The organism is Stenotrophomonas sp. TWI1149 (genome assembly GCF_039673155.1).
In the GTDB taxonomy this organism is placed as follows: Bacteria; Pseudomonadota; Gammaproteobacteria; order Xanthomonadales; family Xanthomonadaceae; genus Stenotrophomonas; species Stenotrophomonas maltophilia_AA.
Window position 1 is genome coordinate 17,547 of the sequence record NZ_JBDJLB010000010.1, and the last position, 20,567, is coordinate 38,113.

General features: G+C 70.2%; 11 protein-coding genes. 6 read left to right on the plus strand and 5 right to left on the minus strand.

The annotated features are described in order from the left end of the window. The first annotated feature begins 36 nt into the window (after positions 1-36). The gene (locus tag ABE424_RS12430) at positions 37-864 is read left to right on the plus strand and encodes a kinase (RefSeq protein ID WP_346491609.1); all 828 of its coding nucleotides are present in this window, start codon (positions 37-39) and stop codon (positions 862-864) included. Between the two features lie 26 nt (positions 865-890). Here ABE424_RS12430 and ABE424_RS12435 read toward each other — a convergent pair whose 3' ends face one another. Then, the gene (locus ABE424_RS12435; RefSeq protein ID WP_123730473.1) at positions 891-1,094 is read right to left on the minus strand and encodes a dodecin family protein; all 204 of its coding nucleotides are present in this window, start codon (positions 1,092-1,094) and stop codon (positions 891-893) included. Between the two features lie 95 nt (positions 1,095-1,189). Between ABE424_RS12435 and ABE424_RS12440 the strand changes: the two genes are divergently transcribed. From ABE424_RS12440 to mdtD, 5 genes are all read left to right on the plus strand, one after another. Next, positions 1,190-1,732: a shikimate kinase gene (locus ABE424_RS12440; protein ID WP_346491608.1), complete on the plus strand. Its 543-nt coding sequence runs from the start codon at positions 1,190-1,192 to the stop codon at positions 1,730-1,732. Next, complete coding sequence (gene aroB, locus ABE424_RS12445) at positions 1,723-2,838, plus strand: 3-dehydroquinate synthase (RefSeq protein WP_346491623.1); 1,116 nt, start codon at positions 1,723-1,725, stop codon at positions 2,836-2,838. Before ABE424_RS12440 ends, aroB begins: the two co-directional genes overlap by 10 nt. 71 nt (positions 2,839-2,909) lie before the next feature. Continuing rightward, on the plus strand, positions 2,910-3,161 hold the full coding sequence (locus ABE424_RS12450) for a WGR domain-containing protein (protein WP_346491607.1): 252 nt from the start codon (positions 2,910-2,912) through the stop codon (positions 3,159-3,161). A 60-nt stretch (positions 3,162-3,221) separates the two neighbouring features. Further along, positions 3,222-4,295, plus strand: coding sequence for a uroporphyrinogen decarboxylase (gene hemE / locus ABE424_RS12455; RefSeq protein ID WP_346491606.1), 1,074 nt, complete (start codon positions 3,222-3,224; stop codon positions 4,293-4,295). Between the two features lie 361 nt (positions 4,296-4,656). Then, positions 4,657-6,060 carry a multidrug transporter subunit MdtD gene (gene mdtD / locus ABE424_RS12460; RefSeq protein ID WP_179460333.1) on the plus strand — a complete coding sequence of 468 codons (1,404 nt, stop codon included), beginning with the start codon at positions 4,657-4,659 and terminating at the stop codon, positions 6,058-6,060. 44 nt (positions 6,061-6,104) lie between these two features. On the opposite strand, the gene ABE424_RS12465 is transcribed toward mdtD, so the two are convergent. From ABE424_RS12465 to ABE424_RS12480, 4 genes are all read right to left on the minus strand, one after another. Next, positions 6,105-9,632, minus strand: a complete 3,528-nt coding sequence (locus ABE424_RS12465; RefSeq protein ID WP_346491605.1) for an ATP-binding protein — start codon at positions 9,630-9,632, stop codon at positions 6,105-6,107. A gap of 57 nt (positions 9,633-9,689) precedes the next feature. Further along, positions 9,690-13,184, minus strand: a complete 3,495-nt coding sequence (locus tag ABE424_RS12470; RefSeq protein WP_346491604.1) for a two-component regulator propeller domain-containing protein — start codon at positions 13,182-13,184, stop codon at positions 9,690-9,692. Then, complete coding sequence (locus ABE424_RS12475) at positions 13,181-16,654, minus strand: ATP-binding protein (protein ID WP_346491603.1); 3,474 nt, start codon at positions 16,652-16,654, stop codon at positions 13,181-13,183. The genes ABE424_RS12470 and ABE424_RS12475 overlap by 4 nt, the downstream gene beginning before the upstream one ends. 218 nt (positions 16,655-16,872) lie before the next feature. After that, the gene (locus ABE424_RS12480) at positions 16,873-20,421 is read right to left on the minus strand and encodes an ATP-binding protein (RefSeq protein ID WP_346491602.1); all 3,549 of its coding nucleotides are present in this window, start codon (positions 20,419-20,421) and stop codon (positions 16,873-16,875) included. Between the last annotated feature and the right edge of the window lie 146 nt (positions 20,422-20,567).

The following is a 20,567-nucleotide window of genomic DNA, read 5'->3' on the forward strand; positions in this document are numbered from 1 at the left end:
TTTTCTTGTCACGCGGTTTGGGTTTATTGTCGCTGCATGCCTGCACCTGCGTACATGCCCCCGACGAAAGGTTTTCCGGATGCACTGGTGGCACAGGCGCTGGACGACGCACTGAGCTGCGCCGCGGCCATCCCAGTATTGGCGATCAGCGGCCTGCAGGGGAGCGGCAAATCGACGCTGGCCGCCCAGGTGGTGGCACTGGCCGAATCGCGCGGCCTGCACGCGGCGATGCTCTCCATCGACGATGTCTACCTGACCCGCGCCCAGCGCCAGCGCCTGGCGCGACAGGTGCACCCGCTGCTGCTGACCCGCGGCCCGCCCGGCACCCACGATCTGGCCCTGGCCCATGCCACCCTGGACGCGGTCGCGGCCGGCGGCCCGGTCGCCCTGCCCCGCTTCGACAAACTGGCCGACGAGCGCCAGCCTGAGAAAGACTGGCCGCGCATTGACCGCCCGCTCGACCTGCTGGTGTTCGAAGGCTGGTTCCTGGGCACGCCGGCACAGGACGAGGCCGACCTGGATCCTCCCCTCAACGCACTCGAACGCGACGCCGATGCCGACGGCCGCTGGCGCCGCTGGTGCAATCACGCGCTCGCGCAGGACTACCCCGCGCTGTGGCAGCGTTGCGACCAGCTGTGGTTCCTGCAGCCGCCGGACTTCTCGGTGATCCCGCGCTGGCGCTGGCAGCAGGAGCAGAACCTGCAGGCCGCCCAACCCGACCGCAGCAGCATGAGCCGCGCCCAGCTGGAGCGCTTCGTGCAGTACTACGAACGGGTCAGCCGGCAGGCGCTGCGTACGTTGCCGGCGCTGGCCGATACCGTGATCGCCCTGGACGAACAGCGCCGGATCGTCGCGCCGCGCTGACCGCGGCATCGACGGAAACGCAGCACTCAGCCGACCAGGAAGGTCACCCGCAGATTCACCCGCCACTCGGTGATGTTGCCCTCGCCATCGGTGACGACCTTGGTTTCATTGATCCAGGCGCCCTGGATGCCCTTGACCGTCTCGGCCACCTTCTTCAGGCCGCTGCGCACCGCGTCCTCGACGCTGGTCTTGGAGGAGGCGTTGATCTCGATGATTTTGGCTACGGACATGGGTCGCTCCAGTGGCGCGCGGGACACTCCGCGCCGCACCACCATGGGGGCCGCCGCGTAAAGGCGATGGCACGGAGATGTTAGGATCGAGGGTAATGAATCCCGCTCCGAACCTCATCCTGATTGGCCCGATGGGCGCCGGCAAAACCTGCATCGGGCGCCGGCTGGCCGAGCGCTTCACGCTGGACTTCGTGGATGCCGACCAGGCCATCGTGGAGAGCACTGGCGCCAGCATCCCGGCGATCTTCGAGCACTCCGGGGAAGCCGGCTTCCGCCAGCACGAGCGCGAGGTCCTGCACGCGCTGCTGGACGGACACGGCCAGCTGGTCTCCACCGGCGGTGGCGCCGTGCTGGACCCGGACAACCGCGCGGCGATCGCCCGGCGCGGTTTCGTGGTCTACCTGCGGGTCAGCGTGCCGGCCCAGCTGGAGCGGCTGGCCCGCGACCGCGGCCGCCCGCTGCTGCAGCGCCCGGACCGCGAGCAGGTCCTGCACGAGATGGCTGCTGCCCGCGACCCGCTCTACCAGGGCCTGGCCGATCTCACCCTGGATACCGATCTCTACACGCCCGCCGAGGCCACCGCGCAGCTGGTGCTGCGCCTGGCCGCGCAGTGGCAGCGACAGGAAACATCCGAATGACCGCCTCCCCGCGTACCGTTGCCGTCAGCGGCGACACCCCCTACACCATCCACATCGGCCCGGGCCTGCTCGGCGAGGGCGAGCTGCTGGCCCGCCACGTGCGCGGCCGCCATGTGCTGCTGCTCAGCGATTCGTCGGTCGCCCCGCTGTATCTGGCCGGAGTGAAGTCGGCGCTGCTGGCCGTGCGCCCGGATCTGCTGATCGGTGAGCTGGTGCTGCCCGCCGGTGAAGCCTCCAAGACGCTGGCCCACTTCGGCGATGCGATCACCGCACTGGCCACCCTCGGCGCCACCCGCGATGCCTGCGTGATGGCGCTCGGTGGCGGCGTTGCCGGCGACCTGGCCGGCTTCGCAGCCGCCTGCTGGATGCGCGGCGTGGACTGCGTGCAGTTGCCGACGTCACTGCTGGCGATGGTCGACTCCTCGGTCGGCGGCAAGACCGCAGTGGACATTCCCGAAGGCAAGAACCTGGTCGGTGCGTTCCACCCGCCGCGTGCCGTGATCGCCGATACCGCCGCGCTGCGCACCCTGCCGCCGCGCGAGCTGCGTGCCGGCCTGGCCGAGGTGATCAAGTACGGCGCGATCCGCGACCCGTTGTTCTTCCGGTGGCTGCAGGCCGAACACACCGCGCTGCTGGCGGGTGATGACACAGCGCTGGCCCAGGCGATCGCGCGCAGCTGCGAGCACAAGGCCGAGATCGTCGCGCGCGATCCGCTGGAAAAAGGCGAGCGCGCCCTGCTCAACCTTGGCCACACCTTCGGCCACGCCATCGAGGCCGAACAGGGCTACGGCGCACCGGGCAACGACAACCTCAACCACGGTGAAGCCGTCGCCGTCGGCATGGTCCTGGCCGCACGGCTGTCCGCGCAGCTGGGCATGAGCGGGGATGCCGACACCGCGCAGCTGCGCGACCTGCTGCTGCGCTACGAACTGCCGGTCGCCATTCCCACCGGCCTGCAGCCCGAAGCGCTGCTGGCCCGGATGCGGCTGGACAAGAAGAACGTCGCCGGCCGGCTCCGCCTGGTGCTGTGGCGTGGCATCGGCCGCGCGGAGGTCGTCGCCGACGTCGACGAGGCCGACGTCCTGCGCGTGCTCGCCGCCGGCTGAGCCTGCGACGTTATGCCGCATCCGCGCCGTCGCTGACGGCCGCGTCCAGCGTTCACGGCTACAATCGGGGCATGCGCGTCTTCCTGCACCAACACGCCCGCGGTGCCGATCCGGCCCGCTATCTCCAGCTCACCCTGCAACCGGACCTGTTCGGGGGCTGGGAGCTGCTGCACGAGTCCGGCCCGATCGGCGGGCGCGGGCAACTGCGCCGCGAGCAGTACCTGCAGGAAGACCTGGCGCTGGCTGCATTCGAGAAAGCGCGCGACGCACACCTGCATCGCGGCTACGACGTGACCTACACCAGCGGCGATGCGCCGCCCTGAGCGGCCACCGCCGCCACACCCCCTCCGGCCCTGCGCCACCAGATCCCAAGGAAGCGTTCCGTGACCAGCCCCTCCCGCCATGATCGCCTGCTGCGCGCCCTGCGCCGCGAACCGGTGGACTGCACCCCCGTCTGGCTGATGCGCCAGGCCGGTCGTTACCTCCCCGAATACCGCGCCACCCGCGCCAAGGCCGGCAGCTTCCTGGCCATGGCAAAGAACCCGGACATCGCCTGCGAAGTCACCCTGCAGCCGCTGCGCCGCTTCGACCTCGACGCCGCGATCCTGTTCTCGGACATCCTCACCATCCCTGACGCGATGGGCCTGGAGCTGTACTTCGTCGAAGGCGAAGGCCCGAAGTTCCGCCACCCTGTCCGCGACGCGGCTGCCATCGCCAAGCTGGCCGTACCGGACATGGAAACCGAACTGCGCTACGTGATGGATGCCGTCCGCGTGATCCGCCGCGAACTCGACGGCAGCGTGCCCCTGATCGGCTTCTCCGGCAGCCCGTGGACGCTGGCCTGCTACATGGTCGAAGGCGGCGGCAGCAAGGACTTCGCCCGCATCAAGGCCATGGCCCTGAACGAACCGGCCGCCCTGCACCAGCTGCTCTCGGTCGTGACTGACGCGGTGATCGCCTACCTCGCCGCCCAGCGCGCGGCCGGCGCGCAGGTCCTGCAGGTGTTCGACACCTGGGGCGGCGTCCTCAGCCCCAGCATGTACCGCGAATTCTCCCTGCGCTACCTGACCCGCATCGCGCAGGAACTCGAGCGCGGCGAAGGTGCCGAGCGCACCCCGCTGATCCTGTTCGGCAAAGGCACTGGCCTGCACCTCGGCGCCCTGGCGGACACCGGCGCCGACGCCCTCGGCGTCGACTGGACCCTCGACCTCGCCGACGCCGTCGCGCGCACCGGCGGCCGCGTCGCCCTGCAGGGCAACCTCGATCCCACCACCCTCTACGGCAACCCCGCTGCCATCGAACGCGCCGCCGGGCAAGTGCTCGACAGCTACGCCCAAGGCAACGGCGGCTCCCGCGAAGGCCACGTCTTCAACCTCGGCCACGGCATGTCTCCCGACATGAACCCCGAGCACGTGCAGGTCCTGGTGGAAGCAGTGCATCGCTTGAGCCGACGCTGATCGGCGTCGGCAGGTAGTCGGCCCCGATCATTGCCGCGCTGCGCGCGGCCATCCACGCATGGCGTGGATCTACCAGATCCCAACATCGGGCCGAGCACCTGATTGCCTGCACTTCCTTGCCAGCCAGCCCACTGTCTTGGGTGTGGCACGGGTGGGTTGGCGGGACCATGAGCGCCATGGATGGCGCGACATGAGCCTCCATGGACGGATCCACGGCGTGTCCCGCCAACCCACCCGTGGCGCACCCTCTCCGCGATACCGACCGACCCAATGCTCCGGCTCCGGCTTCGGCTTCGGCTCTTGACCACACCCTGATCCCACATCGGCGATCATATCGCCCTCGTTGACGAAGGCCCGCACCATGACCACCAGCAGCTACGCCTCGATCCGGCCCCTGTTGTGGCTCGTATCGCTGGCCATCTTCATGCAGATGCTGGACTCCACCATCGTCAACACCGCCCTCCCGGCCATGGCCCGCAGCCTCGGCGAAAGCCCCCTGCAGATGCAGTCCGTCGTCTTCAGCTACGCCCTTGCCGTCGCCACCTTCATCCCCGCCTCCGGCTGGATCGCCGACCGCTTCGGCACACGACGCACCTTCCTCGTCGCCATCATCCTGTTTACCCTCGGCTCGCTCGCCTGCGCCCTCGCCCAGACCCTGCACCAGCTGGTCGGCGCCCGCGTCCTGCAGGGCATCGGCGGCGCCATGCTGCTGCCGGTCGGCCGCCTCGCCGTCATGCGCTCTGTCTCCCGCGAAGAATTCCTCCGCGCCATGAGCTTCATCGCCATCCCCGCCCTGATCGGCCCGCTCATCGGGCCCACGCTCGGCGGCTGGCTGGTCGAAGTCGCCTCCTGGCACTGGGTGTTCCTGATCAACCTCCCGATCGGCATCATCGGCTATGTCGCGGCCATGAAAATCATGCCCGACCACTACGCCGAACACCGCACCCGCTTCGACATTGCCGGTTATCTGATGCTCGCCTTCGGCATGGTCGTGCTCTCGCTCGCGCTGGATGGCATCTCCGGCATGGCCACCCCCCATGCCCTGGTCATGCTGATGACCGTCGCCGGCCTCGCCGCCCTGGTCGGCTATTGGCTGCACGCCGCCAACTCGACGGCGCCGCTGTTCTCGCTCGCCCTCTTCCACGTCCCCAGCTACCGCATCGGCATCCTCGGCAACCTGTTCTCGCGCATCGGCAGCAGCGCCATGCCCCTGCTCATCCCGCTGCTGCTGCAGGTCGGCATGGGCATGAGCCCGATGAACGCCGGCCTGTTGATGATCCCCGTGGCAGCCGCCGGCATGGTTTCCAAACGCTACGCGGTCAAACTGGTCGAACGCTTCGGCTATCGGCGCGTGTTGATGGTCAATACCGTGCTGGTCGGCCTGGCGATGGCGAGCTTCATCTTCATGACACCGGGCCAGCCCCTGTGGATCCGCATCGTCCAGCTGGCGTTGTTCGGGGCCGTCAACTCCTTGCAGTTCACCGTCATGAATACCGTCACCCTGCGCGATCTCGACCGCGACTTCGCCAGCGCCGGCAACAGCCTGCTGTCGATGGTGATGATGCTCGCCACCGGGTTCGGTGCGGCCGCCGCCGGCAGCCTGCTGGCCGCCTTCAATCACCTCGATGCCTCGCACGGCGCCACCGCCGCGCTGCACGCGACCTTCGTCTGTGTCGGCGCCATCACCCTGACCTCCACGCTGATCTTCTGGCAGCTGCCCGATACGCGGCCCTCGCCGCGCGACGTCGAAGAAGTCGCCGAGTAACCGCGGGGAGATGGGGTCACCCTCAGCGGACCAACGGTCCGCTGCTACCGGGGGGCGTGCAGGACCCGCGCGATCGCCTCCACCAGCAGGTCACCGGTCACCGGCTTGCGCAGGAACGCATCGAAGCCGGCATCGCGGGCCTGCTGCTCGATCGACGGATCGGTCCGCGCGGTCACCGCAATCAAGGGCATCTCGAAGCCCTGGCTGCGCAGATGCCCGGCCAACGCGATGCCGCCGAGGCCCGGCAGGTCGAGGTCCATCAGCGCCACATCGAACGGCGCCTCGCTGACCTCGCGCAACGCCGACAATGCGTGCTCGGCATGCACCACCTCATGCCCGCGCGCGGACAACAATCCGCTGACCACTTCAGCCACCGTCAGATCGTCCTCCACCAGCAGGATCCGCAGCGGCGGCAGCACCCATTGCGCGCCCTCGGCGGCACCGGGCGCGCCGGTCGTGCCCGGCTCCAGCGGCAACGGCAGCGTCACCGTGAAGCGGGTCCCCACGCCGAGCTGGCTCTGTACGCCGATCTGTCCCTGCATCGCCAGCGCCAGTTCGCGGCAGATCGCCAGCCCCAGCCCACTGCCGCCGTACTGCGCCGCAGTGCGCGCGCCATCGGCCTGCTCGAAGCGGCGGAACAGCCGCTCCTGCTGATCGGCACTGATGCCCGGCCCGGTGTCGGACACTTCGATATGCAGCCCGCGACCGGGCGTGATCGCCCGCAGCGTCAGACGCACTTCGCCGTGGCTGGTGAACTTGACGGCATTGCCGAGCAGATTGAGCAGGATCTGGCGCACGCGCAGTTCATCGCCGATGGTGCGGGTACCAGGCGCCACCGTGTTGTCGACCACGAACCGCAGCCCCTTCTGCCCCGCCAGTGCGGCCATCAGCGCGCAGACATCGTCGATCGGCCGCTGCAGCTGGAACGGCTGCGCCTGCAGTTCCAGCCGGCCCGATTCGATCCGCGCCAGGTCCAGCGCATCGTTGACCAGGTGCAGCAGGTGCTCACCGGCATGCCGGATCGATTCGGTATAACCGCGCTGCTGCGCGTTCAACGGCGAGGACAGCAGCAGTTCGCTCATGCCCAGCACCCCGGTCATCGGCGTCCGAACTTCGTGTCCCAGGTTCGCCAGGAAACGCGTCTTGGCCATCGAGGCCTGCTCGGCCAGCTCCTGCTTCTGCAGCGCCAGCTGGTAGGCATGCCGGCGCTGCAGCCGGCGCCGGTACAGCCAGGCGAACAGACTGAGCAGCAGCAGCACGACGGAGGTCAGCAGCAACAGCCCCGACAGGCTCCGCCACCACGGCGGCAGCACCCGGAACTCCAGCACCTGCACGCGCGACCAGATCTGGTCGGCCGAGCGCGCCTGCACCTCCAGGCGATACCGGCCCGGCGGCAGGCGGGAGAACAGACGCTCGCCCCCCGGCCCCACTTCAACCCAATCGGGATCGTAGCCGGCCAGGCGGTAGCGGTAGTTGTTGGACGTGGAATCGGCGAACGACAGCAGCCGCGCCACGATCCTCAGGTCGCGGTCGCCATCGGCGATGTCCAGCGGCACCGCATGGGTCAGGTCCAGCACGCGCTCGCCGCGGCGCACCTCGACCCGCTCGATCACCAGCGGCGCACGGCGCGTGGCCGGCTTGACCTGCGCGGGATCGAATATCACCACCCCGGCCGGCGTGCCGCCGACGATGCGCCCGCTCGCGGTCAGCGTCAGAGTGCGGCGACGGAATTCCTGGCTGGGCAGGCCATCGTGCACGCCATACTGGCGCACGCTGCCGACCTGCGGATCGACCCGCACCAGCCCCCGTGCGTTGGCCGCCCACACCACGCCCTGCCGGTCGACCACCAGGCCGGTCGCGGTGATCGCCGGATAGCCCGCACCACTGCCGATCACTTCCTGCAGGGTCAGCCGATCGCCCTGCCAGCCGTAGTGCGACAGTTTGCCTTCTTCGGACAGCCACACACTGTCATCGCCGGCCAGCGCCATGGCATACACGCCTGCCGCGGGACCGCCGGGCAGGGGCGCGAAACGCGATTCCGCCGCCACCCACTCCAGCAGACCCTGTCCGGTGGCGACCCACAACCGATCCTGCGGTCCACACTGGATGTCCAGCACGCTCTGGCCGATCTTCAGCCCGGCATGGCCCAGGGCGACCCGGTGCAGCACGCGCCCGTCGAGATCACGTTGCTGCAGTCCGTTGGCCGACGCTGTCCACAGGCGCTGGCCATCGCACAGCGCCAAGGATTCGATCGGGCCCTCCATGGCCGCATCGACCGCCGCATCGCGCCCCCAGCGCCGGATCTGCTTCTGGCGGGGGTCGTAGCGCAGCAGCGCATCCCAGGAACCGATCCAGACCTGCCCGTGCGGATCCTCGAGCACCGACTGCAGCCACTGCGTGCCATCCACCCAGGTCCGGTGCTGCTCGATCTTCCCGCTCACCGGGTCGAGCTTGTCCAGCGCGCCATGCGTGCCCACCGTCCACACGCCTCCGTCCGCCGCCGCGCCCATGCCCAGCACGTATGCGTTGCGCAGCGACGCTGGATCGTCTTCCAGCCGCGAGAGCACCGAGAACTGCCACCAGCGCGGCAGCAGGTGCCACAGGCCGCCGTTGGTGCTGGCCAACCAGATGCCCCCCTCGCGATCTTCGTAGGCGCCGGTCCAGTTCGGCCGCACCTGCCCACGGGCGATCGCGCTGTACAGCGGCACCTGCTGGAACTGACCGTTGATGGCGCGACCCAACCCGGAGCGCGTGTCGAGCCAGTACCCGCCCTGCTCGTCGCGCAGCATCATCCCCAGAATCTGATCGCCTTCGGCAACCGTCCACGGCGCCGGCGCGAAGCGACCGTCCGGGCGGCGCACGGTGACCCCGGCATTGCTGTTGATCCACAGGCTGCCGTCCGGCTCGGCGGTGAGCCCGGTGATGACGCGCGCCGACAACTGCGCGCTCGGCACCGGTGCGAAATCGTGCCCGGTCCAGCGCGCCAGGCCCGCCTGCGATCCGATCCACAACGTGCCATCGAGCGTGGTGGTGAGATAGCCGACCGAGGCCGCCGGCAGGCTGCGTGGATTGCCGGGCTCGGGCATGAAGCGGGTCAGCGTTCCGTCGCGCTCGAGCCGATGCAGCCCGCCCTGGTAGGTGCCGAACCAGATCGCGCCGTCGGGCGTGGAGGCCACGCTCCAGATCGTGTTGCTGCCGATCCCGGGATGGCTGTTGCGGTCGTAGAAGCGGATTTCGCGCCGATCGGCCGACATCATCGCCAGGCCGGCATTCTCCGTGCCGATCCACAACTGGTTGCGCGCATCCACGTGCACGCTCCAGACATGGTTGTCGCGCAGTCCATCCTCGGCGCGCCAGATCCGGTAGTTGCGGCCGTCGTAACGGGCCAGGCCATCGTTGGTGGCAATCCACAGGTAGCCGTAGCGATCCTCGGCCATGCGGTTGACGGTGTTGGACGGCAGACCATCGAACACGGTCAGCTGCCGCGGCGTCGGCGGTACCGGCTGGGCCGACGCGACCGCCGGCCAAAGCACACACAGGCCGATCAACAACGGCCACAGCACACGCAACACCTGATGGCTCTCCCGGGTCTGTCCGTGGATTCACTGCCGTCGCCCGGAATGGGCCTGTCACCCCCGACCACCCCGGTCATCGGGCAACGCCCCGCATAGTAAACCGTTCCCCAGGCCCGCACGATCCACGTTCCCTGCCATGACCCGCTGCATCGCCGCGTGCAGTGCATCGCCCTGCAGCGGCTTGTGCAGCAGACCGTCGGCCCCGGCAGCGGTGACCGAGGCCTCCAGCTCCGGCTCGCGGCGGGCCGTGAGTATCAGTACCGGCAGGCGCTGGTCGCGCTGGCGCAGCAGCCGCAGCAGCGACAGTCCGTCCATGCCCGGCAGATCCAGATCGAGCAGCATCAGCTGCGTGCCGGGCCGGGCCAGGGCAGTCAACGCCGCCAGCGCATGCCCGGCAGCAACCACCGCGTGACCCCGCATGCGCAGCAGACCGGTGACGACCTCGGCCACGAGAGGATCGTCTTCCACCAGCAGGACCTGCAGGCCATCGTGGTCAGTCACCGTCACCTGGGGATCGGGCAGCTGCGTGCCGCAACCGGCCAGCGGCAGGCTCAACACGGCCTGCCACCGATGATCGGGCAGCTGCAGCACCCGCAGCTGTCCCTGCATCGCAGCGGCCAGCACGTCCACGTCGGCCAGCATCTCGCGCACTACGGCCAGCGCAGGCGATGGAAGCGCACCGGGCACCGCGATGACGTCCAGCAGCAGGCCGGCGCCGCCCGGCAGCCAGGCCATGCGCAGGGTCACGCGGGTCGCCCCGACCTGCAGGGCGAGCCCCCGCACGAGCAGGTGGACGGCCTGTCGCAGCCGGTCCGGATCGCCGATGCCACAGGCACCGGCTGGGAGCGGCGGACCGAGCGACAGCCGGCAACCGTGCAGGTCCAGGCAGGCCGCCAGCGCCGCCTCCATGTCCGTTCTCCAGGGCCCGATGGCGAAACGGCGGGGCTGGACACGTACTTTTCCGGCCTGCAGCCGGGCGTCCTCCAGCGCTTCATCGACCACCTGCAGCAAGGCGCGCCCTCCCTGCTCGATGTGCAGTATCTGCTCCCGCGCGTCCGCAGACAGCGGCCCGGCCAACAGCAGTTCGCTCATGCCCAGCACGCCGGTCAGCGGCGTCCGCACTTCGTGGCCGAGCGTGGCGAGATACTGCTGCTTGGCCTGCGCTGCCCGTTCGGCGCGCGCCTGCCGGCGTGCCGCCGCGCGCCGCGCGTTCGCCCGCCGCTGGTGACGCCGTACGGCCCCTGCCAGCAGCACCGCGCCGCCCATGGCGACCAGGCAGGACAACGCCCATGCACCGGGATGGGCCCAGCCGCTGTAGTCCACCTGCAGGCGCACCTGCTGCAGCGGCGTCCACTCGCCGTCCACGCCGCGCGCCTGGAACTCGAGCACATGGGCACCGGCCGGCAGGCGTGGAAAGCCACGCGTCCCGCGTTGTCCGGCGCGGACCCACGCCGGATCCTGCCCACGCAACCGGAACCGGTAGTCGGTCATGCCGCGCTGCCCACCAGACAGCAGCCTCGCCGACAGCTGGATGTCGCGATCGTCGGCGTTGAGTCGCAGCGGATCGCCCACAGGCAGCTCGATCCATCGCCGCTGTCGACGCACCTGCACACGATCGATGACCAGCAGCGGAGGGACGGTGGTCGCGATCATGCCGGCCGGATCCAGTGCCAGCACGTCGCCGGCCAGATCCATCGCCAGCAGATGACCGCCGACCGCGAGCAGGCCGAGGTCGAACACCATCGGCGGCAGGCCATCATCGACCGTGTACAACCGGGCGCTGCGGCGGTCAGGTGCCAACCGCACCACGCCACGCGCGGTGGTGGCCCACATCGCCCCGTCGTCCGCATCGGCCAATCCACGCGGTACCGCCGCCGGCAGCCCCTGCGCCGTGTCGACCCGCGTGGACCGGTGCAGGCCAACCGGTGCGCGCCGGTAGACGGTCCAGCCGTCCGCATCGGCCGCCCACAGCTGGCCGTCGACGGCCAGATGCAACGCCCCGACCGCGCGGCGGGGGCTGCCCGGCACGGGATCGAAACGAGCGTGTGCCGGTTGCCACTGCTTCAGCCCCTCGCTGTCACCCAGCCACAGCTGCCCGGCAGGGTCGCATTGCAGGACGAAGGCCGTGCCGCCCGGGCGCAGTCGCGCCGCGTCATAAGTGCGCTCGACCAGGACCCGGCCGTCGTCCGCCCGCTGTTGCAGCCGCCCGTTTCCGGCCAGCCATATCCGGCCATCGCAGGCCAGCAGGGCGGTCTGTGTCGACACCGCCGACCCGGCATCGTCCGCACCCACCCGCCAGCGCCGCCGCAGCCCCCGCGACGGATCGATCCGGGTCAACCACGGGGCCGCGAACACCCACACCCTGCCCTGTGCGTCTTCGACCACCGCGTGGCGATCGGGACGCAGAGGATCCTGCGTGTAGGACCACCGGGCCCGCGAAAACCCGTGTACCGGCGAGACCTTGCCCAGCCACCCGCCCCGCGCCCACCACGCCTGCCCATCGGTCGCGGCGGCCAGCCCGCCCGACGCAGCGGCCGGTGGATCGCCCGGTGCCCTGAAACGCTCGAGGTGTCGCCACTGCGCGCCGAGCCTCCACACCCCCTGATGACTGCCCAGCAACCAGACCCGTCCCTGCCGGTCTTCGACCACCCGCACGATGCGCGGCATGCTGCGACCGTGCAGGTGGGGCAGCGTGATCGCGTGGCGGTCCAGCCCATGCCGGTCCTGCCACCACAGCTGCGCGCCGTCGGCAAACCAGTCTCCGCCGGCACGGCTGGAGCCGAGCCACCGTGCCGGTTCGCGCGGCCGTGGCGCCGGCTGCAACGCCGGCAGGTACCGCACCTCGGTGCCATCGGCGGTACTCGAGCGCATCGCGCCCTGCGCATCCCGCCCCAGCGCCGTCACCGGCAGCAGGGAGGCGCCCAGCATCGCCGGCGTCTGGAACCGATCGTCATGCCACCGCGCCAGACCCGCCGCACTGCCGATCCATACCCCGCCCTGCGGATCGGCCGCGAGGTGGTCTACCCGTGCCGACGGCAGGCCGCCGCCAGCGCCCGGCAGGTACTGGCGCAGCCGGCGGTCGCGTCCCAGCCGGAACAGCCCCGCGTCGCGGGTGCCAAACCAGACGTCGCCCGCGTCCATCGGCTGGATCGCCAGTACCGGGCTGGGCGGGGCCGCCGACGCAGGCGGTCCCGCCCACCGCTCGAACCGCTGGCGATCGGCCGACAGTCGCTGCAGGTAGCCATTCGCGGTCCCGATCCAGAGCTGGTCGCGGGCATCGAGCGCCATGCTGCGCACTTCGTTGTCGGCCAGACCGTGCTCCATGCGCCACACCCGGAAACCGCCCCCGTCGTAGCGGGCCAGGCCATCACCGGTCGCGAACCAGAGGTAACCCTGCCGGTCCTCGACGATCTGATGCACCACATTGGACGGCAGGCCGTCCACGGTGGTGACGCGCGCGCCGTGGCTCGGCAGCGCCAGTGCCGACACCGCCGGCAGCAGCCCGCCGAGCAGCACACCGACCCATCGCCGTCGCAGCCCGTGCTTCATGCGACGCGCCTGCAGCGCGCCAGGCCATCGGCCAGCGCCGCCCGGCTTACCGGCAGCCGCAGAAACACATCGAAACCTGCTGCCATGGCCTCACGCTGGGCCCCGGCATCCGCGCGCGGGGTCAAGGCGATCCGTGGCACCCCCGGCCAGCAGCGCGACAATCGCGCACCCGCCCGTTCACCGCCCACGCGCAGGTCGGGGTCGACCATGATCACATCCCAGCCCATGCCCTCGCCCGCTGCGGTCGGCACGTCATCGAGCCCCGGCACATACCGCGCCGAATGCCCCAGCGATGCCAGCACTGCCGGCAGCACCTGACCAACCACCGGCAACGGATGCACGACCAGCACCTGCAGCTGTCCGCCACCGATCGGTTCGGCACGCGCGTACAACGGCGTGCCTGCCTCACCGGCATCGACGCAGGGCAACGGCAGGCAGACGTCGAAGCAGGCGCCCTCGCCGGGACGGCTGCTGACGGTGATGTCGCCGCCCATGGCCAGCGCCAGATCGCGGGAGATGGACAACCCCAGGCCACTGCCGCCATGGCCTGCGGCCGTCCGTGCACCGTCGGCCTGTTCGAAGCGCTGGAACAGGCGCTGGCATTGCGCGGACGTCATGCCGGGACCGGTATCGAGCACCCGCAGCAGCACGCCATCACGCCCGTCCGCCCACCGCGCTTCCAGCCGGACCGCGCCCTGCGCGGTGAACTTCAGCGCATTGCCCACCAGGTTGAGCAGGATCTGGCGCAGGCGTCGTGCATCGCCGATGAAGCAGGCCGACGCCGGCACCGTGCTGGACCACTCCAGCACCAGCGCCTTGCCCTGCGCCACCGGCAACAACAGCGCATGCAGTTCTTCGATCAGATCCTGCAGCACGAACGGTGCCGGCTGCAGCTGCAGCTGCCCGGACTCGATGCTGGCCATGTCCAGCGCATCATCCATCAGCCGCAACAGGTGTTCGCCGGCGTAATGGAGGCTGTTGATCCGGTTGCGCTCCGCCGCAGCCAGCGGCACGCGCAGCAGCAGTTCGCTCCAGCCCAGCACGGCGGTCATCGGCACGCGGATGCGCTCGCCGAGCGCGGCGAGAAAGCGGGTGCGCTGCACGGACGCGCGGTCGGCATGTTGTTGCCGGGCGCGCAGCCAGCGCCAGCGTCGCTGCCGTCGGCGACGCGCCTGACAGCCGCAGCCTCCCAGCCACGCCACGCCGATCACGCTGGCCGCGGCGGCCCACCGCGCCGGCGGTGTCTGCCACCACGCCGGCGTGACCTGCAAGGTGACCCGGCGAGACGGCGACCAGCTTCCGTCGCCCTGGCGGGCCTGTACCTCCAGCGTCTGCAGACCTGCCGGGAGACGTTCGAACACGCGCAGCCCGGCGGCACCGCTTTCCTGCCACTCCGGATCATGCCCCTGCAGCCGGAACCGGTAGCGCACATGGGCCTGATCGCCGCCACTGAGCAGGCGCGCGGCGACGCGGATGTGCCGGTCCGCCCCCGACAGCGGCACGGGCCCGGTGCCGACCGGCACGCTGATCTGCGCGTTGCCGCGACGGGCGGTAATGGCGTGTATCACCAGGCCCGGCGTTCGCGCGGGACGCAGCACGGCCACCGGGTCGAACAGCAGAAGCCCGCCCTCATGCACCGCTGCGACCACATGGTCGCCGGCGGTCCGCACCAGCCGACGTGGCAACACATCATGCGCCGGCAGGCCATCGTCGCTGCCGAAGCGGCGTACACCGCCCGCATGCGGATCGACGCGGACCAGCCCACGGGTGTCGCCGGCCCACGCCACGCCGCGCGCGTCGATCACCAGCGCGCGCGCGAGCAGCTGCGGGTAGCCCTGCGCCTGGCCAAAACCGTGCGTCACGCGCAGCTGCTGCCCATCCCACCGATAGCGGCGCAGCATGCCCGGACTGCTGACCCAAACGTGGCCGTCCCCGCCGCGTGCGATCGCGCCCACCGCGTCACGGGGTGCGCCTTCAACGGAGGCGAAGCGTTCCTGTGCGGGCAGCCAGCGCTTCACGCCGCTGCGATCCACCGCCCACACCTCGCCATCGTCGGTACACAGCAATTGCGGGCCGTGCGCCGGCGGCACCAGGCCAAGGGTCTGTGGCACGGCGGACAACTGCAGCACGCCCTCGGCATCGCGTCGCTGGATGCGGTCGGAACGGGCCAGCCAGAGCGAACCGTCGCCGCAGGCCTGCAGGTCCACCGCGCCCGTACCGCCCTCCCACCCCAGCAGCCAGTGCCGCAACCGGCCGGTGCCGGGCGCGTATCGGGACAAGGTGTTGCCGCTGGTGACCCATACCTGGCCGCGGCGATCTTCAGCAATGCCGACGGCACCCGTGCGCAGCCGCGCGGGGCGGTAGTCGAAGCCACGGTCGGCGCGCCCGGTACGCAGGTCCACGCGCTGCACGCTGCCGCTCTCGCTGGCCACCCACACCTGCGCGTCGCCGGCGGGTGCCAGCGCAAGGACATGGTCGCCGTCCAGTCCCGGTCCGCCGTCGCGTGCGCCCGGCAGCAGCGTGAACTGGTGCCAGCGCGCGGGCAGATGCCACAGACCCTGGCGGCGACCGATCCACCACAGGCCGCCGACCCGGTCTTCCAGGGCATGAACGACCGCAGCGGTCTTGAGCGTGGTGCCGTCATGCCCGCGCAATGGCACGGGCTGCGCCGCGTGGCCGCGCGCATGACGCAGCAGGCCCTCAGGTCCGCTGGTCCACAGTTCTCCCGCCGCACTGCGCAGCAGCGGCATGTCGGGTTGCGCCGGCGAGGGCAGCACTGCACCGTCGGCGGTCCAGCGGTGCACGGCCCGCCGTGTTTTCGCCCACACGCCGCCGTCGGGATCGGGCCACAGCGATTGAATGTCGCCGCGTACACCGGGCGGCAACGCCACGGCCACGAAGCGATTGCCCTCGCGCCGCAGGACGCCCTCGGGCGTGCCGACCCAGAGCCGGCCATCGCGATCGGTGACCAGGGCATTCACCCGGGCGGCCGGGACGCCCTGCAGCTGCAGCGGCACGACCTGCCAACGACCATCGCCGTGCCGCGCGAACAACCCAGCGTCGCGGGTACCGACCCACAGCATCCCCTCCGGCGTGCTGGTGATCTGCACGATCCCGGTGCGCGGCAACAGCACGCTCCCGTCGCCCGGCACAGGCTGGATCACGCGCCGATCGGCGGAGACCATGACCAGGCCCTCCGAGGCCGTCGCCAGCCAGAGTCGATCCTGTGCATCGACATGCAGCGCGCGCAGGTCCACGTCCGGCAAGCCCTGCTCACGGCGCCACGCGCGGAAGCGATGGCCATCGAAGCGCAGCAGGCCATCATCGCTGGCGAACCACAGGTAGCCGACGCGGTCTTCGCCGATCGCACGGATGGCCGGGGTCGGCAGTGCGTCTGCAGGGCCCATCGGCCGCGGCCACGGCAACGTGACCAGGGTGCCGGCGGCGGCAAGCGCTGGCAGCCAGAGCATGACCCCCAGCATCACCCCCACCCACCGCCTGCCCACCGGTTCGGATCGGCCTCCTGCCACACGCACCCCGACCGCCTCCGCTGCTTGAACAGCACGGTACGTCAACGCCGCGCGAACGCAGCCGTCAGAACGGGACCACGTCACATGCCGATCAATGAAGTTTCAGATCAACAATCAGGAATCAAGACGAATCGGCAATCGCAACAGCAGGCGACCGCTCAATACCGGGGAGGTTTGCCCGCGCGCGCCTGTGCGATCGCATCGACCAGCATGTCGCCGGTCACCGGCTTGCGCAGGAAGCCATTGAATCCGGCCGCCAGCACCTGCTGCTCGGCATACGCATCCGAGCGTGCGGTCACCGCGATCAAGGGCAGTTCATAGCCCATGGCGCGCAGCTGCCCGGCAATCGCGAGGCCATCCAGCGCCGGCAGGTCCAGATCGAGCAGACCCACATCGAAGCTGCCGGCCGCCACCTCCGACAATGCCGCCAGGCCGTGCAGCACATGCACCACTTCGTGCCCGCGCGAGCGCAGCAGCCCGGCGATGACATCGGCCACGGTGGCATCGTCCTCGACCAGCAGGATCCGCAGCGGCGGCAGCTGCGTGCGCGTTTCCTGACCCGGATCACGCGGCGTGCCGAGCGGCTGCACGGTCCAGGGCAGCGGCAGCGATACCGTGAAGCGGGCGCCATCGCCCAGCCGGCTGTCGATCTGGATGTGGCCGCCCATCGCCACCGCCAGTTCCTGGCAGATCGCCAGGCCCAGGCCGCTGCCGCCATAACGCGAGGCGGTCCGCGGACCGTCGGCCTGTTCAAAGCGATGGAACAGCCGCTCCTGCTGGTCCTGGTTGATCCCCGGCCCGGTGTCGGCGACCTCGAAGATGATCGTGCGGCCGTCGTCGGCCAGCTCGACACCGAGCCCGACATGGCCGTGGTCGGTGAACTTGATCGCGTTGCCGAGCAGGTTCATCAGGATCTGGCGTACGCGCATCTCATCGCCACTGACCTGCACCGGACCGGGCAGATTGAAGCTGCGTTCGAAGGCCAGCCCACGGTGATGGGCCATCGGTTCCATCAGCGCCTCGACCTGGTCGAGCAGGGACATCAGATCGAACGGCCGCAGATCCAGCTCCAGCCGCCCCGCTTCGATCCGGGCCAGATCCAGCGCATCGTTGACCAGCCGCAGCAGGTGTTTGCCGGCGTGCTGGATCGAGCCGGCATAGCCGCGCTGCACCTCGTCCAGCGACGTGGACAGCAGCAGTTCGCTCATGCCCAGCACCCCGGTCATCGGCGTGCGCACTTCGTGCCCCAGCGTGGCCAGGAACCGGCTCTTCGCCTGCGAGGCCTGCTCGGCCAACTGCTGCTTGTGCACCGTCAACTGCCATTGCTGGCGACGGCGCAGGCGCGCACGCGCCACGTAGGCCAGCGCCGCGATGCCGACCAGGCCGAGCAGCACGTAGCCCACGATCGCCCAGCCACTGCGCCACCACGGCGGGCGCACCTCCAGCTCCAGCGTGCTCGGCGGCGTCCACGCGCCCTGCGACGTGGCCGCCTGCACCTCGATGCGGTAATGCCCCGCCGGCAGTCGCGACAGCATCCGCTCCCCATCGGCGGCCTGCATCACCCAGTTCTGGTCGTAGCCGGATACCCGGTAGCGGTAGCGGTTGCCCTGCGGATTGGCGAAGGACAGCAGGCGGGCGGACACGATCAGGTCGCGGTCCTGCGGTCCCAGCACGATGGGCGCCTGGGTCGGCAGCATCTGCTGGCCTTCGGCATCGTCGCGGCGCACCTGCACGCTGTCGATCACCAGCTGCGAGGGCGGCAGCACCCTGTCCGCCGCATCCGGATCGAAGCCGACCAGCCCGGTCGCGGTCACCGCCAGAACGCGCCCGTCGCGCGCCTGCACCGGCGGGCGATTGCTGAACTCCACATCCGGCAGGCCGTCGCGCTCGCCGTACAGGCGCAGCCGCCGCTCGGCGCCATTCCATCGGATCAGGCCGCGTGGCGTGGTCGCCCATACCTGCCCATTGCTGCCCAGCGCCAAGCCGCCCATCGAAACCGCGGGCAGTCCCTCGGCCGCCCCGACGCGTTCGCGCAGGCTCATGCTCAGGCCATCCCAGCGATAACGCTCCAGCGCGCCCTGGCGTGCCAGCCACAGTTCATCCTGGCCGGTCCACGCCGCATCGTAGATGCTGCCGCGGGAAATGCCCGGCACCTGTTCGAAGCGGTCGTTGCGCCATCGCATCAGGCCCATCGCGTCGCCCATCACCCAGAGCTGCCCGCGCGGGTCGAACACCATCTGCTCGACCGGATTCTCGGTCAATCCGCGGTTCTGGTCGTTGCGGATCGTATCGAGCACGTTGCCCTGTGCATCGCGGCGCTGGATGCCGAAGTTCATCACCGACAGCCACAGCTCGCCGTTGGGCGCCTGGCGGATCAGGTCGATGCGCTGGCGCACATCGGCGCCGCCCCCGATCTTCCAGTCGCGCAGCGTGCGTGTCGCGGGCTGGTACAGGCTCAACCGACCGGCGCGACCGAGCCATACCGCGCCGTCCTCGCGGGGCAGCAGCGACCACGTCGCGCCCACCCCGATCTGCGTGTCGTCGGCGATCTGCCGCAGCTGGCCCTGCGCATCCAACGTGTACAGGCCGTGCGCACCGGAGATGTAATAGGTGTCGCCGAGCGCTGCCGCGCCGAGCAGATAGACGCTGTCCAGCGGTTTGCCGTCGAGCTGGTACCAGCTGGAGAAGCGCTTCCAGTCCGGTGGCAGATACGCCAGCCCCTGGGTCAGCATCGCCACCCACAGGCCGCCTTCGTGGTCCTGCAGCATGTCCAGCACGCCGCTGCGGGCGGTCAGGAAGCCACTGCCGGCATCGCCCGCAAGCAAGCGTGCGGTGCGCGCATCACCGCGGTACAGGCCATCGGCCGTCCCCAGCCAGTAGCCGCCGTTGCGATCGTGGATGACGGTGGCCGCACGCACGTCGGCGCTGAGCGTCCAGGGCGCGGGCCGGACCTGGTCATCGGCACCGATCCGGAACAGGCCGCCTTCGGTTCCCGCCCAGACCGTGCCGTCGGGCTCCCGGGTGAGGCGGAACACGCTCTTGCCGCCGAGCAGCGCCGGCGCGATGCGGGTGAAGCCGTCGCCATCCCAGCGGGCCACGCCGTTGGAGGTGCCCACCCAGACCCGCCCCTGCGGATCGGCCAACAGACTGTAGATGGTGTTGTCGGGCAGGCTGCGCGGATCGTCCGGGGCGGCCTGGTACCTGACCAGGGTGCCGTCCTCGCCGCGCCGGCAGATGCCGTGCTGGTTGGTGCCGATCCACAACGATTGCGAGGCATACGCCAGCGACCAGAACTGGCCTTCGCAGGCCTCGCCCAACGCAGGAAAGCGGGTGAACGCGGTGCGGTCGGGACCGAGCATGCTCAGGCCGACCCCGTTGCTGCCCACCCAGACGCGATCGAGTGGATCGATCAGCAGCGTTTCCACCTCGTTGCCGGGCAGCGAACCCGGGTCGGCCGGATCATTCCGCCAGACCCGCAGGCCCACGCCATCCACGCGGGCCAGGCCATCATCGGTACCGGCCCAGATATATCCCTGCCGATCCTGGGCCAAGGCCAGCACCATGCGCGAGGGCATACCCTCCGCCGCGCCGAGGCGGCGCAAGCGTGGCGTTTCTGCCGATGTCCCTGCGGCTTCCAACACTGACGGCACTGCGCACAACCACAGCCCCAACAGCACGATGCCTGCACCCCAGCGGCGCGTGCTCATCGATCCGGTCTCCCTGTTGGTACGGATTGTCACACAGCGATCAGGACGGCGTCCGCATCCTGGCCGGGCTGACGTGGATGGAACGGCTGTTGTCGGCCGCACCACGATCTGTTGCAGCCATGCGCTGCATCCCGGCACACGGCTGT